The 16,049-nt window shown below is 66.6% G+C and carries 18 protein-coding genes; 11 read left to right on the top strand and 7 right to left on the bottom strand.

Annotated elements, in window-relative coordinates:
• Positions 1–18: 18 nt before the first annotated feature.
• The 6 genes from BIWAKO_RS05750 (at position 19) to BIWAKO_RS05725 (ending at position 3,447) form a co-directional block, all read left to right on the top strand.
• Positions 19–663: a DsbA family oxidoreductase gene (locus BIWAKO_RS05750; RefSeq protein ID WP_084651176.1), complete on the top strand. Its 645-nt coding sequence runs from the start codon at positions 19–21 to the stop codon at positions 661–663.
• A gap of 70 nt (positions 664–733) precedes the next feature.
• Complete coding sequence (locus tag BIWAKO_RS05745; protein ID WP_141739997.1) at positions 734–1,492, top strand: hypothetical protein; 759 nt, start codon at positions 734–736, stop codon at positions 1,490–1,492.
• Between the two features lie 25 nt (positions 1,493–1,517).
• Positions 1,518–2,102 (top strand): histidine phosphatase family protein, encoded by a 585-nt coding sequence (locus BIWAKO_RS05740; RefSeq protein ID WP_069877718.1) that lies wholly within the window; start codon positions 1,518–1,520, stop codon positions 2,100–2,102.
• Complete coding sequence (gene pyrF, locus BIWAKO_RS05735) at positions 2,099–2,806, top strand: orotidine-5'-phosphate decarboxylase (protein ID WP_069877717.1); 708 nt, start codon at positions 2,099–2,101, stop codon at positions 2,804–2,806. Before BIWAKO_RS05740 ends, pyrF begins: the two co-directional genes overlap by 4 nt.
• Before the next feature lie 41 nt (positions 2,807–2,847).
• Entirely contained in the window at positions 2,848–3,135 is a 288-nt protein-coding gene (locus BIWAKO_RS05730) for a DUF1330 domain-containing protein (RefSeq protein WP_069877716.1), read from the top strand.
• A gap of 3 nt (positions 3,136–3,138) precedes the next feature.
• Positions 3,139–3,447 (top strand): DUF1330 domain-containing protein, encoded by a 309-nt coding sequence (locus tag BIWAKO_RS05725; RefSeq protein ID WP_069877715.1) that lies wholly within the window; start codon positions 3,139–3,141, stop codon positions 3,445–3,447.
• Here the strand turns inward: BIWAKO_RS05725 and BIWAKO_RS05720 are convergent.
• From BIWAKO_RS05720 to BIWAKO_RS05695, 6 genes are read right to left on the bottom strand one after another with little or no spacing between them, the layout of a single operon-like run.
• Positions 3,432–4,313: a glucosamine kinase nucleotide-binding domain-containing protein gene (locus BIWAKO_RS05720; protein WP_069877714.1), complete on the bottom strand. Its 882-nt coding sequence runs from the start codon at positions 4,311–4,313 to the stop codon at positions 3,432–3,434. The genes BIWAKO_RS05725 and BIWAKO_RS05720 overlap by 16 nt on opposite strands.
• Complete coding sequence (gene murA, locus BIWAKO_RS05715) at positions 4,310–5,569, bottom strand: UDP-N-acetylglucosamine 1-carboxyvinyltransferase (protein ID WP_069877713.1); 1,260 nt, start codon at positions 5,567–5,569, stop codon at positions 4,310–4,312. Before murA ends, BIWAKO_RS05720 begins: the two co-directional genes overlap by 4 nt.
• Positions 5,569–6,018 carry a GNAT family N-acetyltransferase gene (locus tag BIWAKO_RS05710; RefSeq protein ID WP_069877712.1) on the bottom strand — a complete coding sequence of 150 codons (450 nt, stop codon included), beginning with the start codon at positions 6,016–6,018 and terminating at the stop codon, positions 5,569–5,571. The genes murA and BIWAKO_RS05710 overlap by 1 nt, the downstream gene beginning before the upstream one ends.
• A complete protein-coding gene (locus BIWAKO_RS05705) occupies positions 6,015–6,833 on the bottom strand; it encodes an ABC transporter permease (RefSeq protein WP_069877711.1) in 819 nt (272 codons plus the stop codon). Before BIWAKO_RS05705 ends, BIWAKO_RS05710 begins: the two co-directional genes overlap by 4 nt.
• Complete coding sequence (locus tag BIWAKO_RS05700) at positions 6,833–7,783, bottom strand: ABC transporter permease (protein WP_069877710.1); 951 nt, start codon at positions 7,781–7,783, stop codon at positions 6,833–6,835. Before BIWAKO_RS05700 ends, BIWAKO_RS05705 begins: the two co-directional genes overlap by 1 nt.
• A gap of 17 nt (positions 7,784–7,800) precedes the next feature.
• On the bottom strand, positions 7,801–9,330 hold the full coding sequence (locus BIWAKO_RS05695; protein WP_244523366.1) for an ABC transporter substrate-binding protein: 1,530 nt from the start codon (positions 9,328–9,330) through the stop codon (positions 7,801–7,803).
• A gap of 153 nt (positions 9,331–9,483) precedes the next feature.
• Between BIWAKO_RS05695 and BIWAKO_RS05690 the strand changes: the two genes are divergently transcribed.
• The 5 genes from BIWAKO_RS05690 to nagA all read left to right on the top strand — a co-directional run bounded on the left by BIWAKO_RS05690 (position 9,484) and on the right by nagA (position 14,814).
• The gene (locus BIWAKO_RS05690) at positions 9,484–10,587 is read left to right on the top strand and encodes an anhydro-N-acetylmuramic acid kinase (RefSeq protein WP_069877709.1); all 1,104 of its coding nucleotides are present in this window, start codon (positions 9,484–9,486) and stop codon (positions 10,585–10,587) included.
• A 330-nt stretch (positions 10,588–10,917) separates the two neighbouring features.
• Entirely contained in the window at positions 10,918–11,844 is a 927-nt protein-coding gene (locus BIWAKO_RS05685) for an N-acetylmuramic acid 6-phosphate etherase (protein ID WP_069877708.1), read from the top strand.
• Entirely contained in the window at positions 11,841–12,674 is an 834-nt protein-coding gene (locus BIWAKO_RS05680) for a GntR family transcriptional regulator (RefSeq protein WP_201788609.1), read from the top strand. The genes BIWAKO_RS05685 and BIWAKO_RS05680 overlap by 4 nt, the downstream gene beginning before the upstream one ends.
• 26 nt (positions 12,675–12,700) lie before the next feature.
• On the top strand, positions 12,701–13,702 hold the full coding sequence (locus BIWAKO_RS05675) for an SIS domain-containing protein (RefSeq protein ID WP_069877706.1): 1,002 nt from the start codon (positions 12,701–12,703) through the stop codon (positions 13,700–13,702).
• Positions 13,702–14,814 (top strand): N-acetylglucosamine-6-phosphate deacetylase, encoded by a 1,113-nt coding sequence (gene nagA / locus BIWAKO_RS05670; RefSeq protein ID WP_084651175.1) that lies wholly within the window; start codon positions 13,702–13,704, stop codon positions 14,812–14,814. Before BIWAKO_RS05675 ends, nagA begins: the two co-directional genes overlap by 1 nt.
• 111 nt (positions 14,815–14,925) lie before the next feature.
• Here nagA and BIWAKO_RS05665 read toward each other — a convergent pair whose 3' ends face one another.
• On the bottom strand, positions 14,926–16,044 hold the full coding sequence (locus BIWAKO_RS05665) for an ABC transporter permease (RefSeq protein ID WP_069877705.1): 1,119 nt from the start codon (positions 16,042–16,044) through the stop codon (positions 14,926–14,928).
• Between the last annotated feature and the right edge of the window lie 5 nt (positions 16,045–16,049).

Below are 16,049 nucleotides of genomic sequence, written 5' to 3'. Positions count from 1 at the left end.
CATCGCCAAGGAGCGATCATGCAAGAGAAAATGCCCATCGCCATCGTGTCGGATGTGGTCTGCCCGTGGTGCTTCATCGGCAAGGCACGGCTGGAGGCGGCGCTGGCGAATCACGGCCTGACCGACCGCGTCGCAGTCACCTGGCTGCCCTATGAGCTCAATCCCGACATGCCTGCGGAAGGTGCGGACCGGGCGAGCTATCTCGATGCCAAATTCGGGCCCGGCAAGCGCAAGGAAATCGAGATCCGGCTCTCGGAAGCGGCGCTCGAAAGTGGCGTGACCTTCAACTGGTCGAAGGTCGCACGCACGCCCAATACCCGTATGGCCCATATGTTGATCGCAGCCGCATCCACCGTGCAGCGCGGCACCGAGATGAAGGCGGCCCTGTTCAAGGCCTATTTCCAGGACGGGCGTGATATCGGCGATCTGGAGACGCTGGTGGCGATCGCGACCGAACTCGGTTTCGAGGAGAATGCCGCGCGCGACGAACTCACCAATGATGAATTGCGTGAGACGATCATCGGCCTCGAGGCCCACGCCCAGAAGGTCGGAGTGACCGGCGTGCCCTTCTTCATCGTCGACGGCAAGCTGGCGGTTTCGGGCGCGCAGACTCCGGATGTCTGGACCAAGGTTTTTGCCCAGCTTGCCCAAGAGACGGCGTGAGCGAGAATATCTCCGCATTTCGTTTGCCTCCGCGCTGGTCTAGAAGGGGCCGGCGGGGGGCAGAGTCGAGATGAGACCGGGCGCGACGACACGAGCCGTTACGATTGCGGACGGCCGATTGACGATCGAGGGCGTGCGTAACGCCTTCATCCAGAGTCCGGCCCGGCAGCTCCTGCTCGAAGCAGGGCCGCTCGATGTGATCTCAGGCTATGCCAGCCAGAATGGTTCGCTCAATTCCGTTGCCAGCCTTCGCGGCTTCGGCGCCCTTGGGCATGATTGGCTGGCGCGCGCCGGTTTCGAGGACCGGGCTCAGCACGTCGTGCTGAGCATCCGCGCCCTTCCCGATACCGGTGAAGGCAAGATGCTGCTCAGGCTCGGCTTTGACGGTGAAGCCGATGCCCCCCATGCCGGTGCTTTCTCAGCCGATCTCTTCGTCTCCGCACCGGTCTATGCCGAATTGAAGCGCGACCTGCAGGCCGGTCTGGTTGATACCGTCTCGATCTCGGCGGCGACCAATCTCTGGATCAGCGATGCCGATCGCGATCCGCCGGCCGGCGGCGCCGTGACCTGGTATCTCGGCATCGAGGCGGACGGCCGCACGAGCGGCAGTGCCAAGGGGCTGGTGCAGAGCCTGAGCTGGTCTCAGCGGGGGCGCAGGGAGGAAGCGCCGCATCCGGTGCCCGCAGCGAATGCCGCCGAGACGCCGGATGAAGATCCGGAGGACGGCATCGAGTTCCGCAAGCTGCGCCAGCTGACCGTACTCAATCGCTGGATGATGAACCTGCTGATTGCACTGATTGCGATCATGTTTGTGCTGGCGTTGAAGTGACATCCATGAACGAAGGCCCGATGTGATGAGTATCGTCCGTTATCTCACCCATCCCCAGGTCAAGATTGATCCAGACGTGCCCGTGCCCGATTGGGGGCTGTCGGATGTCGGCCGGGCACGGGCTCTGGCCTTCGCGATTGCACCTAAGCTCGTCGGAACCAGGCTCATCGTCTCCTCGGCCGAGCGCAAGGCGATCGAGACGGCGGAATGCGTCGCGGAGCAGCTCGGCCTGCCCGTCGAGATCCGCGAGGCCATGCACGAGAACGACCGGTCGGCGACAGGTTTCCTGCCGCCGCAGGAGTTCGAGAAGGTGGCGGACGAGTTCTTCGCCAATCCCGAGCTGAGCGTACGCGGCTGGGAACGCGCAATCGATGCGCAGTCGCGGATCGTACGGGAAACGGAGGCCGTGCTGGCCGCGGCGGGGGATGGCGACATTCTGCTCGTCGGCCATGGCGGAGTCGGCACCTTGCTGCTCTGCGCCTTGCACGGCTGGCCCATCAAGCGCCTGCGCGATCAGCCGGCAGGCGGTGGCAATGTCTTCGCATTCGACGGCGCGACGCGAATCGTGCAGCACGGCTGGCAATCGATTGAGGAGTTCGCCACGCCATGACCGCCAAGATCAACGATCTCCGCGACCGTATGATCGTGGCGCTCGACGTGCCGACGATCTGGGACGCCTACCGCATCGTCTCCGAACTGGGCGATGGGGCGACCTTCTACAAGATCGGCTACCGGCTCGCCTTTGCCGGCGGGCTCGACCTGTCCCGTCAGCTGATTTCTGAGGGCAAGAAGGTCTTCCTGGACCTCAAGCTGCATGACATCGGCAACACCGTCACCGAGGGCGTCGATTCCTTGACCAAGCTCGGCGTCACCTTCCTCACCGTGCACGCCTATCCGCAGACCATGCGCGGCGCGGTCGAGGGGCGGGCCGACTCCGATCTGAAGCTGCTCGCCGTCACCGCGCTCACCTCCTACGATGACGGCGATCTGCGTGATGCCGGCTACGGCCTCGCCGTGCGCGATCTCGTGCGCCTGCGTGCCCAGCAGGCCCGCAGCGCGGGGATCGACGGTATCGTCTGCTCGGCTGCCGAGACCGAAATCGTGCGCGACATTATTGGCCCGGACATGGTCATCGTGACGCCCGGCATTCGCCCCGCGGGAAGTGCCGCCGGCGACCAGAAACGGACCCTGACGCCCAGCGAGGCGATCCGCGTCGGGGCCGACCATCTCGTGGTCGGGCGCCCCATTATCCGCGCGGCTGACCCGCGTGCGGCGGCTGCCGCGATCATGGACGAGATCGCCGCGGCTTCGTAGTCTGGTCGGATCAGGTTTCAACCCAAGAACGGAAGCTGGAAATGCCCAAGGGATATGTCATCGGTCGCGCCATGGTTTCCAACGCGACGCTCTGGGCGGTCTATGCCGCCAAGGCCTCCGAGGTGATCAAGCAGTATGGCGGTACGCCGATAGTGCGCGGCGGCCAGATGACGGTGGCCGAGGGCGAGGGCCGGGCCCGCAACGTCGTCATCGAGTTCAAGGATTTCGAGACGGCCAAGGCCTATGCGAATTCGCCGGAATATGCCGCGGCCCGCAAGGAGCGCGAAGGCGCCGGTGAGATCGATCTCGTTGTCGTGGAAGGGCTCTGAGCCGTGGCGAAGGGATATTGGGTCGCCCGCGTCGACGTTGAGGATCAGGAGGCATACGCCAGGTATCGCACCCTGAATGCCATCGCCTTCGCAAAATTCGGCGCGAAGTTCCTGGTGCGTGGCGGCGAGTACAAACTCGCGCGCGGCGAAGGGCGCCAGCACAACGTCGTGATCGAGTTCAAGGACGAGGCAACGGCGCGCGCCTGCTACGAGTCACCTGAATACCAGGAGGCGGTCAAGCATCTGGCGCAGGCGGGTAAGTCCGATCTCGTCATCATCGGCGGCTATGACGGGCCTCAGCCCGCAGCGTGATGCCCCCGCACCAGCGATAGCGCTCCCGCGATCGCATCGCCTCTGACGGTGGAGAGCCTGCGCCTGACATCAGGCGCAAGCCAGGCCTCCATCGCAGAGGACAGGCCGCCGATCAGCGCGACGCGCGGCACCTCGCGCTCGAACAGGGTGCGCACCATGGCGTCGATCAAGGCCGCACCATTCTGCATGATGGCGCGTGCGTGCGAGTCGCCGAGATCGGCATGGCGCAGCACAAGGGGCGCGAGCGTCGCGTAGTCCGTGGCATGGGCCTTGTCCATCCAGGCGATGACCTCGAACGGATCGCCCTGGAACCTGGCCAGGACGTCCGTCGTGAAGCGCGTTTGCGGCTCCCGGCCGTCATGGGCGCGCAGCGAGACGCGAATGGCGGCAAGGCCGAGATCGGCGCCGCTGCCCTCATCGCCAACCGGAAAACCGTAGCCGCCAATGCGGATCTCGCGTCCGGCGACGCGGGCGAGGCCGATCGAGCCGGTGCCGATGATGATGATGCCGCCGTCCTCACCGGAATGGGCGCCCAGGCAGGCGGCGAGCCCATCGCTCTCGAAGACAGTCCTGGCGAAGGGGCTCGCCCAGCCTGCGAGTTCCTCCTGCATGCCCTTGCGGCCGATACCGGCGAGGCAGATTCCGGCTCGGACCCGACTGAACTGATCTTCGCCGAGGCCAGCCTCGCTCATCGCACCGCGCGCTGCCTGCATCACCGCGGCGAGCGAGGCGTCCAGACCGAGACGGAGAGAGGCCGGCCCCGCGATGCCCGAGCCGAGCACCTCGCCCTGAGCGGTCTCCAGCCGGCAGCGGCAGCCGGTGCCGCCGCCATCGACCCCAAGATACAGATCGGTTGCGGCACTCATGCGCCGATCCGTTCGATATCGGCGCCGCAGCGCCGGAGCTTGCGGTCGAGCGCCTCATACCCCCGGTCGAGATGGTAGATGCGGCTGACCACAGTCTCGCCCTCGGCGACGAGCCCCGCGAGCACCAGGCTGACCGATGCGCGCAAGTCGGTCGCCATGACCGGCGCCGCCTTGAGTGTTTCGACGCCGCGCACCATGGCGCTGGTCCCCTTCAGCGTGATGTCGGCCCCGAGCCTGACCAGCTCCGGAACATGCATGAAGCGGTTCTCGAATACCGTTTCGCGGATCAGTGAGGTGCCGTCCGCCACGCTCATCAGCGCCATGAACTGCGCCTGCAGATCCGTCGAGAACCCAGGATAGGCCTGGGTCATGATGTCGATGCCGGTGAGCCGGCCTGGCCGCGACACCATCAGCCCGCGATCGGTCGGCCAGAGCCTGACGCCGGCGGCTTCGAGCGCTTCGCCCACCGCCGCGAGATGTTCGAGCCGCGCACCGACCAGTTCGAGTTCGCCGCCGGTGATCGCGGCAGCAACCGCGTAGGTGCCCGCCTCGATGCGATCGGCAACGATCTCATGTGTCGCCGGCCTGAAGCTCTGGGCGCCCTGGACTTGCAGGCGATGGCTGCCGATGCCCTCGATCCTTACGCCCATTGCGACGAGGCAGCGGGCGAGGTCGAGGACTTCCGGCTCCTTAGCCGCGTTGACGATCTCGGTTTCACCGCTGGCGAGGCTCGCCGCCAGCAGGGCGGTTTCGGTGGCTCCGACCGAGGAGAAGGGGAAGACGATACGCGCGCCGCGCAGACCGGCGGGAGCACTCGCCTCGATATAGCCGCCAGCGACGCTGATGTCGGCGCCGAGGGCCTCGAGCGCCTTCAGGTGAAGGTCGACCGGGCGTGCGCCGATCGCGCAGCCGCCGGGCAGGGAGACGCGGGCATGGCCGAAGCGGGCGATGAGCGGCCCCAGCACCAGGATGGTCGCGCGCATCTTGCGCACGATGTCATAGCTCGCCTCCCGCGGCGCGGCTTCGCTGGCGCTGAGCGTCAGCGCATCGGCCGCACGGCCGGAGAAGATGACACCATACCCCTCCAGCAGGGCCTGCATCGTCCTGATATCGACAACATCCGGCAGGTTGCGCAGGGTCAGCGGCCTGTCGGAGAGCAGCGCGGCCGCAAAGGCGGGCAAGGCGGCGTTCTTGGCGCCGCGGATATCGACGGTTCCGGACAGCCGCTGGCCACCGCGGATCAGGAGCTTGTCCATCAGGCGCCCTCTTGCGCGTGTTCCGGTGACTTCTCATAGCGCAGGAAGCGGTGCTCGGCGCCGGCGAAATCGCGACAGTACTCGCGGGCTCTGTGCCAGCCGGCCCGCTCATAGAAGCGTCGCGCCCCCGTATTCGCCGCGAATACCTCGAGCGAGCGGGCGCCATTCGCCTCGGCATGGGAGAGCAGGGCTGCACCATGGCCGCAGCCAGTCTCGGCCACGAAGAGCATGATGACATGTCCGTCGAGCAGCAGCAGAACGCCTCTGACGCCGCCATCGTCCAGGACGGTGAGATGCTCCAGGTCCCGCTCGAACCGGGCCTCGAAATGCGCGACGTCATAGGCCGACGCCGCATCGCCGATGATGGGGCGGAAGCCGGTCTGATAGGCTTGCGCAAGAATGGCTGCCGCCGGAGCGATATCGGCTGGCTCTGCCTTGCGGATGATCACGACCGGCCCCGCAGGCGGGGATCGAGTTCGTCGCGCAGCGCGTCGCCGAGCAGGCTGAAGCCGAGCGAGAGGAAGAGGATGCCGAGCCCGGCGAAGATCGCGTTCCAGGGCGAGAGCAGCACGAAATTGCGCCCTTCCGCCAGCATCAGCCCGAGGGAGGGGGTGGGCGGCTGGGTGCCGAGGCCGAGGAAGGAGAGTGAGGCCTCGACCAGGATGGCGGCCGACAGCAGCAACGAGGTCTGGACCAGGATCACGGAGGCCAGATTGGGGAGGATATGGCGCAGCATGATGCGCAGGTCCGAAGCGCCGATCGAGCGGATGCCGGCGACGAAGTCGCTCTCGACCAGAACGAGGGCCGGGCCACGGATCAGCCGCGCGAAGATCGGCACATAGACGACGGCAATCGCGATGGCGGCGCTTTCCGTTCGCGGCCCGAGCATGGCGATGATGCCGATGGCGAGCAACATCACGGGAAAGGCGAAGAGAATATCCATCAGCCGCATCACGATGCGCTCGCACCAGCCGCGATAGAAGGCGGCGAGCAGGCCGAGGCCACCCCCGACGATCAGCGCAAGGCCGACAGCGATGCCGCAGGCGATGAGGGCGGTGCGGTAGCCGTAGAGGATGCGGGCCAGGATATCGCGGCCGAGATGATCGGTGCCCAGCCAATGCGCGAGGCTCGGCCCCTTCAGGCGTGCGACGATATCCTGAGCGAGCGGATCATAGGGAGCAACCAGCGGGGCGGCGAGCGCCAGCACGATCTGCAGGGTGACGATGATGCCCGCTGCGATGGCGATACGGCGGCTCTGGCTCATCACGCAGTCCTGAGCCTTGGGTCGATCAGCGCATAGGCGAGATCGACCAGGGCGTTCACCAGCACGAAGCCGACGGTGACGATGAGGATGGTGGCCTGGACCAGCGGGTAGTTCCGTTCGGCGATGGCGCCGAGGATCAGCCGCCCGAGGCCCGGAATTGAGAAGACCTGCTCCACCACGATCGCGCCGCCAAGCAGATAGCCCGTCATGATGCCGACGCTGGTGACGAATGGAATGAGCGCGTTGCGGAGCGCATGTCGGTAGAGCACCGCGGTCTCCGAAAGCCCCTTGGCGCGGGCGGTGCGGATATAGTCCTGGCTGAGCGCGTCGAGCATCGCGGTCCGGACAAGGCGCGACAGATTGGCAAGGATCGGCAGCGCCAGCGCGATCGCCGGCAGCAGCAGGCGCTGCAGATTGCCGAGCGGGTCCTCGCTGAACGGGACATAGCCGAGCGAGGCGAAGCTCGGGGCCAGGCTTGCCACCGTGATCAGCATGACGATGCCGAGCCAGAAGGACGGGATGGTGAGCCCCGCGATCGCGCCGATACGCAGGACGAGATCAGCCCGCCCGCCCCGCCAGTGAGCCATCAGGCAACCGAGGGGCACGGCGAGGCCGGCGCCAATCACCAAGGCCAGCACTGTGAGCTGCAGGGTCGGCCAGATCTGGGCCGTGATCTCCTGGAGCACGGGCCGGCCGGTCCAGATCGACGTGCCGAAATCGCCGTGAAGCGCTCGCCCGAGCCAGCTCAGATATTGCTCGATCAATGGTCGGTCGAGCCCGAGCTCGCTGCGCATCGCTGCAACGCGCTCCGGCGTCACCTCGGTATTGGCGCCGAGCATGATCGCGACCGCATCGCCCGGGATCAGCCGGATCATCATGAAGACGATCACGGAGATCCCGAAGAGCACGATCGCGAGGTCGAGGCCGCGCTGGAGCAGATGGCGGAGCATGCCTCGACCGTGCCGGATCAGCGCAGGCTGGCGCGGCCGAGCGAGACCAGCGAGCGGTTGGCGTAGATGTCATAGCCCTGCAGGTTGCCGCGCACGGCGCTGAACAGTGTGGGATAGGCGATATGAGCCGCGGGGCCCGAGCACCCGAGAATCTTTTGTGCGTCGCGATAGGCCGCCTGCCGCGCAGGCTTGTCGAGCGTCGCGCGGCCCTTGTCGAGCAGCGCGTCGAGCTCGGGGTTGCTGTACTTGAAGACGTTGGTCGATCCGCCCGTGCGGAAGGCGCGGTAGAAATAATCGTCCGGCTCGATGCTGCCGGCATTGGTCGAGGCGAAGAGGTCGAAGTTCGAGTTGCGCCAGTCCTGCACGAACTGCCCGAGCTCGGGGTTCTTCAGCTCGACCTTGAAGCCGGCCTTGCCGAGCTGCTGCTGCACGACCTGGGCGATGTCGCGGATGTCCTGCCGCGGCAGGATCGTCATGCTGACCGAGACCGGCGTGGCGATGCCGGCTTCCTTGAGCAGGGCCTGAGCCTTGGCCGGATCATGTGTGTAGCAGGGCAGGTCCTTCACATCGACCGCCCAGTCCTTCAGCACGGGGGGCAGCGGTGCGGCCGGTGCACCGCTGCCGAACAGCGCAGCGTCGATGATCTCCTTGCGGTTCAGGGCGTAGTTCAGCGCCTCCCGCAACTTCGGATTGTCGAAGGGCGGCTTCGAGACATTCATGCCGATCAGCGTGTAGGCGAGCTCCATCGTCTCGCGGATCGCCACACTGGGCTTGCCCTTGAGCTGGAGCGCGGTGGCTGCATCGATATGCGGCAGCAGCGCGAACTGGCCATTGCCGATGCCGACCTGGCGCGTGGCCGCTTCGGGAACGAAGTTGAACTTGACGCCCGCAAGCTTCACCTCGGCCGCATTCCAGTAGCCGGCATGCTTGGCGAGGCGGATGAAGCCGTTCGGCTGCCACTCCTCGAACTTGAACGGGCCGGTACCCATCGGCGCGCGCTGCAGCGCGTCCTTGTTGCCCTCGAGCCCGCGTGGGACGATCGCGATGCCGGTCAATGAAGCGAGCAGCGGGGCCGACGGCTCCTTGAGCTTGAGCTCGAGCGTGGTCGCATCGACGGCGGTTGCGCTTTCCAGCGCTCCAAGGCGGCTGGCGAGCGGCGAGCCGACATCCTTGGAGAGCACCCGCCGCAAGGACGAGGCGGAGTCTTCCGCTTCCATCGGCTTGCCGTCATGGAAGGTCACGCCGGAGCGGAGCTTGAAGGTCACGGTCTTGCCGTCGGCGGACGCGGTCCAGGACTGGGCCAGGCCGGGGATGATGTTGAGGTCCTTGTCGAGCGCGGTCAGTCCTTCATAGATCGGGCCGAGCACGAGCTGCGACGAGGCGAAGGCCGTCACGATATGGGGATCGAGCCCTGCGGGCGAAGCCTCGACGGCGACCTCGAGCACCTGGGCGGACGCAGCACCGGCGATCAACGCGAAGGCCGTGGCAGCGATGCTGCTGCGCAACGCGCGGCGTAGTCCCGAACCCTGCTTCATGGCGCGATACATGGCCCATCCCTCCTGGCAGACGGCGCATTCTTGGGCGCTCGTGCGATCAGTTTCGCATATGGACCACTTAAGGACCAATCTGGACAACGCTTAGCCGATCGCCTAGAGCCAGTGCAAGCCTTGAAGCTTGCCATGGGCATTAGGGAACGGAAGATGCGCGATCTGGCCAAGCAGACACTGACCGCGATCGGTGTGATCAGCGGCACGTCGATGGACGCGATCGACGTTTCCATTGTCGAGAGCGATGGCCGCGAGACGCTCCGCTTCGGCGCCGGCGCTTCCTACCCTTATCCGGCAGAGACGCGACGTGAACTTCAGGCTCTGATTGCCGAGGCCGAACGAGCGGTCAAGGAACCGTTGCTCGAGCTGGAGGCGGCGGTGACAGCCGCCCATCTCGATGCGGTCAGGCGCTTCATGGCCGAACAGGCGCTTGATCCGCAGGGCATCGACCTCGTCGGCCTGCATGGCCAGACCGTCTATCACCGGCCGGAAATCCGCTTCACCCGCCAGCTCATTGACGGGCCGGCTGTTGCAAGAGCGCTTGGCGTCCCGACCGTCGACCGTTTCCGCTACGCTGACGTCGCGGCCGGCGGCGAGGGGGCCCCCTTCGCGCCGCTTTATCACCGTGCGCTGGCGCAGGGGCTGGAGCAGCCCGTGATGGTGCTGAACCTCGGTGGCGTCGGCAATGTCACCTATATCGACGGCGACGATGTCATCGCGTTCGACACCGGTCCGGCCAGCGCGATCCTTGACGATTTCGTCTTGCGGCGGTTGGGCCGTGAATACGATGCTGGCGGGGCGCTGGCGGCGAGTGGACAGGTGCGCGAGGATCTCGTGGCTGACTTCATGACGAACCCGTTCTTCGATCGCCCGGCACCGAAATCGCTGGATCGCAATGATTTTCATCGGCGTGCCAAGGTCGTGGAGGCTCTCTCCGATGCCGATGGCGCCGCGACGCTTGCGGCCTTCACGGTGGAAAGCGTGGTCGCCGCGCTGCGTCTTGTCCCGAAGGTGCCGAGGCGCTGGCTGGTCACGGGCGGCGGCCGCCTGAACAGCCACTTCATGGCGAGGCTGCATGAGCGCCTCGGCGTGCCGGTCGAGCCCGTCGAGGCTGCTGGCTGGGCTGGCGATGTCATCGAGGCACAGACCTTCGGTTACCTCGCGATCCGCTCGGTCAAGGGCCTGCCGCTCAGCCTGCCCGGCACGACCGGCGTGCCGGAGCCGCTGACGGGCGGTCGGCTCAATCTGCCGAACTAATTTTTACACGCGCGGCGCACTTTTGGGGGCGATCTGCCCGCCGCAAGGACGCCTTCCCCAAAGCGGTTGGTTGCGTTGCGTCCGCTGTCCGAGAGGGCGCGATCGATCTGCGTCGCCCCAGATGCTCTGGCAGTGGCAGCGCGATCCGCTGGCTTGCCTTGCCTTCGTGCGGTGAGAGCCGGGCCGGCATGACCGGTTCGCCAACGGACAAAACGAGGTGCACTTGCAGAGGAAGCGTGGCTTCCGGTCGAAACATCTCTTCCCTGTCGGTTCCTCGCTTGCTACTGGGCTAAAGTGGACTTATTTTGGTCTGGTCACGAGGGGATATCCATGGCGACTGAAGATGTCAGCGCGCGCTTTCGAGAACTTGATGCCTGGGGCGACCTCGACATCCTCAAGGCGCTTTACGAAGGCCAGCTAGCAGCTGTCGCCACCATTGCCTCGTCCCTGCCGGCGATCGCGGAAGCCGTTGCCGCGGCTGTGCCGCGCCTCGAGGCCGGTGGACGCCTGATCTATGCGGGCGCCGGCACCTCGGGCCGCATCGGCGTACAGGACGGCGCTGAGCTGACCCCGACCTTCGACTGGCCGGAAGAGCGACTGGCCTTCGCCATCGCTGGCGGCGATGAGGCGATCCTCCACGCCGTCGAGAATGCCGAGGATTCGGTCGATGACGGCGCGGGCGCGATGCGCCGCACCGATGTCGGGCCGAACGACGTCGTGATCGGTCTCGCTGCCAGCGGCCGCACGCCCTACACGCTCGCTGCCATCGGCGAGGCCAAGGCCCGCGGCGCGCTGACCATCGGCGTCGCCAACAACCGCGGCTCGGCGCTGCTGCGCACGGCCGATCTCGGCATCCTCACCGAAACCGGAGAAGAGGTCGTTGCGGGCTCGACCCGGATGAAGGCCGGCACCGCCCAGAAGATCGTGCTCAACCTGTTCTCGACGCTGCTGATGATTCGTCTTGGCCGGGTTTATCGCGGCTTGATGGTTCATATGCGCGCGACCAATGCCAAGCTCCGGCTGCGGGCCGCGCAGATGGTCGACATGATCACCGGATGCGGCATGGAGGCCGCCGCCCGCCACCTCGACCGCGCTGGCGGCGATGTGAAGCGCGCGGTGCTGCTTGCAAGCGGCGCCGAGGCTGCCTTTGCCGAGACCTTGCTCGCGCGCCATCACGGCAATCTGCGCCTGGCCCTGTTCGATCTCGGTGTCGGAACGAACGAGCCGGCCAAGGCGCCTCCCAGGGCGGCACCGTGAGCGAAACCTCACCCGGACGCGGTCCGCGGCGTCCGCGCGAGGGCGTGTCCGAGGCTGTACCCGAAGCGATGCCGGCCAAGCAGCAGGCGATCCTTCAGGCGCTCGCCGGAGACGACCCGACGCCACGCTATCTCAGGCTCGCCGGCGCTTTGTCCCGGCTGATCGAGACCGAGGTCTTCCTTCCCGGCGATGCCGTTCCCTCCGAGCGCGATCTCGCCCAGCTGACCGGTTATGCCCGGGTCACCGTGCGCAATGCCATTGACGAGCTCATTCGCAGCGGCGCGTTGTCGCGACGGCATGGCTCGGGCACCTTCGTCGCCTCGCGCATGGAGCAGCCGCTCTCGGTCCTGGCGAGTTTCTCGACCGATATCGAGAACCGCGGCGGCCGGCCGGGTTCGATCTGGCTGTCGAAGGAGCTGGCGCGGCCGAAGCCCCAGGAGTCGATGGCGCTCGGTCTCGGGCCGAGCGACACGGTCGTCCGGTTGATGCGGGTCAGGACAGCCGATGGCGAGCCGCTGGCGATCGAATGCGCCGTCGTGCCGGCCACCATCCTGCCGTCACCGGATCTGATCGAGACCTCGCTCTATGCTGCGCTCGCCCAGAGGGGCGCAGCGCCAGCCCATGGCGTGCAGCGCATCCATGCCGGTCTCGCGACGGCGGACGAGGCGAAGCATCTCGGTATTCCGGCGGGCAGCGCACTGCTCAGGATCGAACGCCGCGCGTTTCTCGGCAATGGCAAGCCGGTCGAGTTCACGCTCTCGGCCTATCGCGGCGATCGCTATGATTTTGTCGCGACCTTGAAGGGCGAAGCGATGGGGCCGCAATCGTGACACCGCAGGATCGAACCCGCTCCCGCATGTCGGCCGAGATCGCAGAAATCCCCGAGGCCGCGGCGCGGCTTCTGCAGGAGGGGCAAGGCGAGATTGCGCGCGTCGTCGAGGCGTTGCAGATGCCCCGCGTCAGCCATGTCGTCGTCAGTGGCCGCGGCAGTTCCGGCCATGCAGGCACGCATCTGCGCTATCTCATCGAGACCCGCCTGGGCTTGAGCTCTGCTGCTGCGGCCCCATCGGTGGTGACGCGCTATGGCGCGAGCCCGCGTCTCAAGGAGGCGCTCTATATCCTGATCTCGCAGTCCGGCCGCAGCCCCGATCTCGTGGCGGCGGCCCAGCAGGCGACAGTGGCCGGGGCGCAAACGGTCGCCATCGTCAATGATCCCGATTCCCCTGCCGCGCGGGCCTGCCGCCATGTCATCCCGATCGCGGCAGGTCCCGAGCTCGCCGTGGCCGCAACCAAGACCGTCGTGAACACGATGCTGGCCGGCATGCTGCTGGTCGCGCGGCTGAGCAGGGACGCCGCACTCGCGACATCTGCGCAGTCGGCTCCCGAACGTCTTTCCCAGGCGCTCACACTCGACTGGTCTGCCTGGGCGCGCCAGCTCTCCGACGCACCGGCGGGTTTCGTGATCGGGCGCGGTCTGACGCTGGGTCCGGCGCGCGAGGCCGCGCTCAAGGCAGCCGAAGTCCTGGGCGTACCCGTGCTGGCGTTCAGCTCCGCAGAAGTCCTGCACGGTCCCAAGGCGGCGATCCGGAGCGAGCATCCAATCCTCGGCCTCAATGCCGGCGGTGAGGTTTCGGACAGCATTGAGGAGGCTCTGGCGACGCTCCGTCGCGAGGGGGCGTCGATCTTCTCGGGAAGCGGGCTGCGGCCGACCCTCCCGGGACTGGCAGCGGGCGACCCGGCGCTCGACGCGATCGCGCTGCTGGCGCCTGTTTATCGCGCGCTGGAAGCCGAGGCGGTGCGGCTTGGTCGCGATGTCGACCGCCCTCCGGGGCTGGTCAAGGTCACGGAGACACTGTGATGGCAGCGCGGCGGCAGGGCTGGCGCGCGCGGCGCCTGTTCGATGGCGAGCGGATCTGGCCGGATCGCCTCGTCATCGCCGAGGATGGGATCGTCACCGAGATGCTGCCGTCAAGCGCGCAGCCGGACTGCGTGATCGAGGAACTGCCGGACGATGCCGTGCTCGCGCCGGGCTTCATCGATGTTCAGGTCAATGGCGGTGGCGGCGTCATGCTGAACGATACGTTGAGCTGCGACGGCATAGCTGCGATCAGCGCTGCCCATGCCCGCTTCGGCACGCGGTTCCTCCTGCCAACCCTGATCAGCGCCAGCAGGGCAGATATTGCGAAGGCGATCGAAGCCGCACGCGAAGCGATGGCACGAGCTGTGCCGGGCGTTCTCGGCCTTCACATCGAGGGCCCCTTCATCAACCCCGAGCGTCGTGGCGCGCATCTGGTCGCCAATCTCCTGCGGCCGGAGCCGGAGGATGTCGACCTGCTGGCGTCGCTCGGCTCTGCCGGCGTGACATTGGTGACGCTCGCACCGGAATGCGTGCCGTCCGGCTTCATCCGCGCGCTGGTCGCGCGTGGCGTCAAGGTCTGTGTGGGCCATTCCAACGCGAGCGCGGCTGAGATGGCGGCGGCCCATGCCGAGGGTATGAGCGGTGCCACCCATTTGTTCAACGCCATGTCGCAGCTCGGCTCGCGCGAGCCGGGCGTGGTCGGTTCGGTGATGTCGGGTATGGGGCTCACCACCGGAATCATCGCGGACGGACATCACGTCGCCTGGCCATCCTTCCAGGCCGCGTTCCGCGCGATCGGGCCGGACAGGATGATGCTGGTCACCGACGCGATGGCGACGATCGGCGCCGACAGGGATGCCTTCGAACTCTTCGGCGAGACGATCCATGTCAGCGGCGGCCGGCTCGTCAATGCGGAGGGCCGCCTCGCCGGCGCCCATCTCGACATGAATGCCGCGGTTCTCAATGCATATCGGCACGGTGGCGCCACGCTTGAGCAGGCCCTGGCGATGGCGAGCGCAACGCCGGCAGCCTTTCTCGGCCTGTCCACCAGCCATGGCCGGATCGCGCCGGGGCGGCGAGCGGAGTTCTCCGTGCTGCGCACCGGCGGCTAGATCCTCCGACCGGACATCATATCCGGCGCGAGGATCCGATCTTCTCCGATTGCATCGGCGTCCCCGAAAACCGCGATCCACTTTCCGGGCGGATGCCTTGGCGCCATCGGCTCAGACGAGCCGGTTCCTGAACATCCAGGCGGCGAAGGGCAGTGTCACGGCGGCAATGGCGACGAGCGCCAGCATCTCCGGCAAGAGCTGCCTGATTCCGGCGCCCTCCAGATAGATCTGATGCGTGATGCTGATGGCGTAGCGCAGCGGATTGATCAGGGTGAAGTACTGCAGGATCTCGGGCATGTTGCCGATCGGCGCCGTCAGGCCCGAGAGCAGCATGAAGGGCATCAGCAGGACGAAGGAGCCGATCATCGCCTGCTGCATATTACTCGCGATGGACGAGATGAAGAGGCCGATCCCGACCGATGCCGCGAGGAACAGGAAGAGGCCGAGATAGAGCATAGCGAAACTGCCGGAGAACGGGATCTGGAACCAGAGCTGCGCCACCAGCAGGATCAGCGTCGACTGGGTGAGCCCGATCATCATGGCGGGGACGGCCTTGCCGACCATGATCTCCGAGGGCCGGAACGGCGTCACCAGCAGTTGATCGAACGTGCCTTCCTCGCGCTCGCGCGCCACCGACATCGCGGTCAGCATCATCGTCATCATCATGGTGATTGTGCCGATCAGGGCCGGAACCATGTACCAGCGCGTCTCGAGGGTGGGGTTGTACCAGGCCCGTGTGGTCATCCGAACGGGTGGGCCGGGCTGGCCCTGTGAATTCTGCCAGTCGGCTGCGAAGCCGGTGACGATCTGGCTGACATAGGCTTGCGCGGTGCCCGCAGTGTTGGAATTACGCCCGTCGGCGATGACTTGCACGGCGGGCGCCGCCCCGGCCTGCAGACCGCGCTCGAAATCGTCGGGAATGGTGATCACCAGCAAGGCGCGCTGGTCGTTGATGATGTCGGCGATCTGGCGCTCGACGTCGAGCGTGGCGACGCGCGTGAAGGTGCCGGAACCGTCCAGGCGCGCGATCAGCGCCCGCGAGACTGCGCTGCGGTCGTGGTCGAGCAGCGCATAGGGCACATTGTTGAGGTCATAGGTCGCGGCATAACCGAAGATCAGGCACTGCAGAACGGGCGGGGCGATCAGGGAGATGCGGCTCTTCGGATCCTTCAGGATCGCGAGCAGTTCCTTGCGGATCAGAGCGAGAATGCGCAGCAGCGTGTCGAGCATGGCCA

Origin of the sequence: Bosea sp. BIWAKO-01, assembly GCF_001748145.1 — a bacterium.
GTDB lineage: Bacteria > Pseudomonadota > Alphaproteobacteria > Rhizobiales > Beijerinckiaceae > Allobosea.
Note: the sequence above shows the minus strand (reverse complement) of the source record. Positions and strands in the feature narration are given on the sequence as shown.

Coding starts and splice junctions, on each gene's coding strand:
- BIWAKO_RS05750 (WP_084651176.1), top strand. CDS start 19: ATGCAAGAGAAAATGCCCATCGCCATCGTGTCGGATGTGGTCTGCCCG.
- BIWAKO_RS05745 (WP_141739997.1), top strand. CDS start 734: ATGAGACCGGGCGCGACGACACGAGCCGTTACGATTGCGGACGGCCGA.
- BIWAKO_RS05740 (WP_069877718.1), top strand. CDS start 1,518: ATGAGTATCGTCCGTTATCTCACCCATCCCCAGGTCAAGATTGATCCA.
- pyrF (WP_069877717.1), top strand. CDS start 2,099: ATGACCGCCAAGATCAACGATCTCCGCGACCGTATGATCGTGGCGCTC.
- BIWAKO_RS05730 (WP_069877716.1), top strand. CDS start 2,848: ATGCCCAAGGGATATGTCATCGGTCGCGCCATGGTTTCCAACGCGACG.
- BIWAKO_RS05720 (WP_069877714.1), bottom strand. CDS start 4,313: ATGAGTGCCGCAACCGATCTGTATCTTGGGGTCGATGGCGGCGGCACC.
- murA (WP_069877713.1), bottom strand. CDS start 5,569: ATGGACAAGCTCCTGATCCGCGGTGGCCAGCGGCTGTCCGGAACCGTC.
- BIWAKO_RS05705 (WP_069877711.1), bottom strand. CDS start 6,833: ATGAGCCAGAGCCGCCGTATCGCCATCGCAGCGGGCATCATCGTCACC.
- BIWAKO_RS05700 (WP_069877710.1), bottom strand. CDS start 7,783: ATGCTCCGCCATCTGCTCCAGCGCGGCCTCGACCTCGCGATCGTGCTC.
- BIWAKO_RS05695 (WP_244523366.1), bottom strand. CDS start 9,330: ATGTATCGCGCCATGAAGCAGGGTTCGGGACTACGCCGCGCGTTGCGC.
- BIWAKO_RS05690 (WP_069877709.1), top strand. CDS start 9,484: ATGCGCGATCTGGCCAAGCAGACACTGACCGCGATCGGTGTGATCAGC.
- BIWAKO_RS05685 (WP_069877708.1), top strand. CDS start 10,918: ATGGCGACTGAAGATGTCAGCGCGCGCTTTCGAGAACTTGATGCCTGG.
- BIWAKO_RS05675 (WP_069877706.1), top strand. CDS start 12,701: ATGTCGGCCGAGATCGCAGAAATCCCCGAGGCCGCGGCGCGGCTTCTG.
- nagA (WP_084651175.1), top strand. CDS start 13,702: ATGGCAGCGCGGCGGCAGGGCTGGCGCGCGCGGCGCCTGTTCGATGGC.
- BIWAKO_RS05665 (WP_069877705.1), bottom strand. CDS start 16,044: ATGCTCGACACGCTGCTGCGCATTCTCGCTCTGATCCGCAAGGAACTG.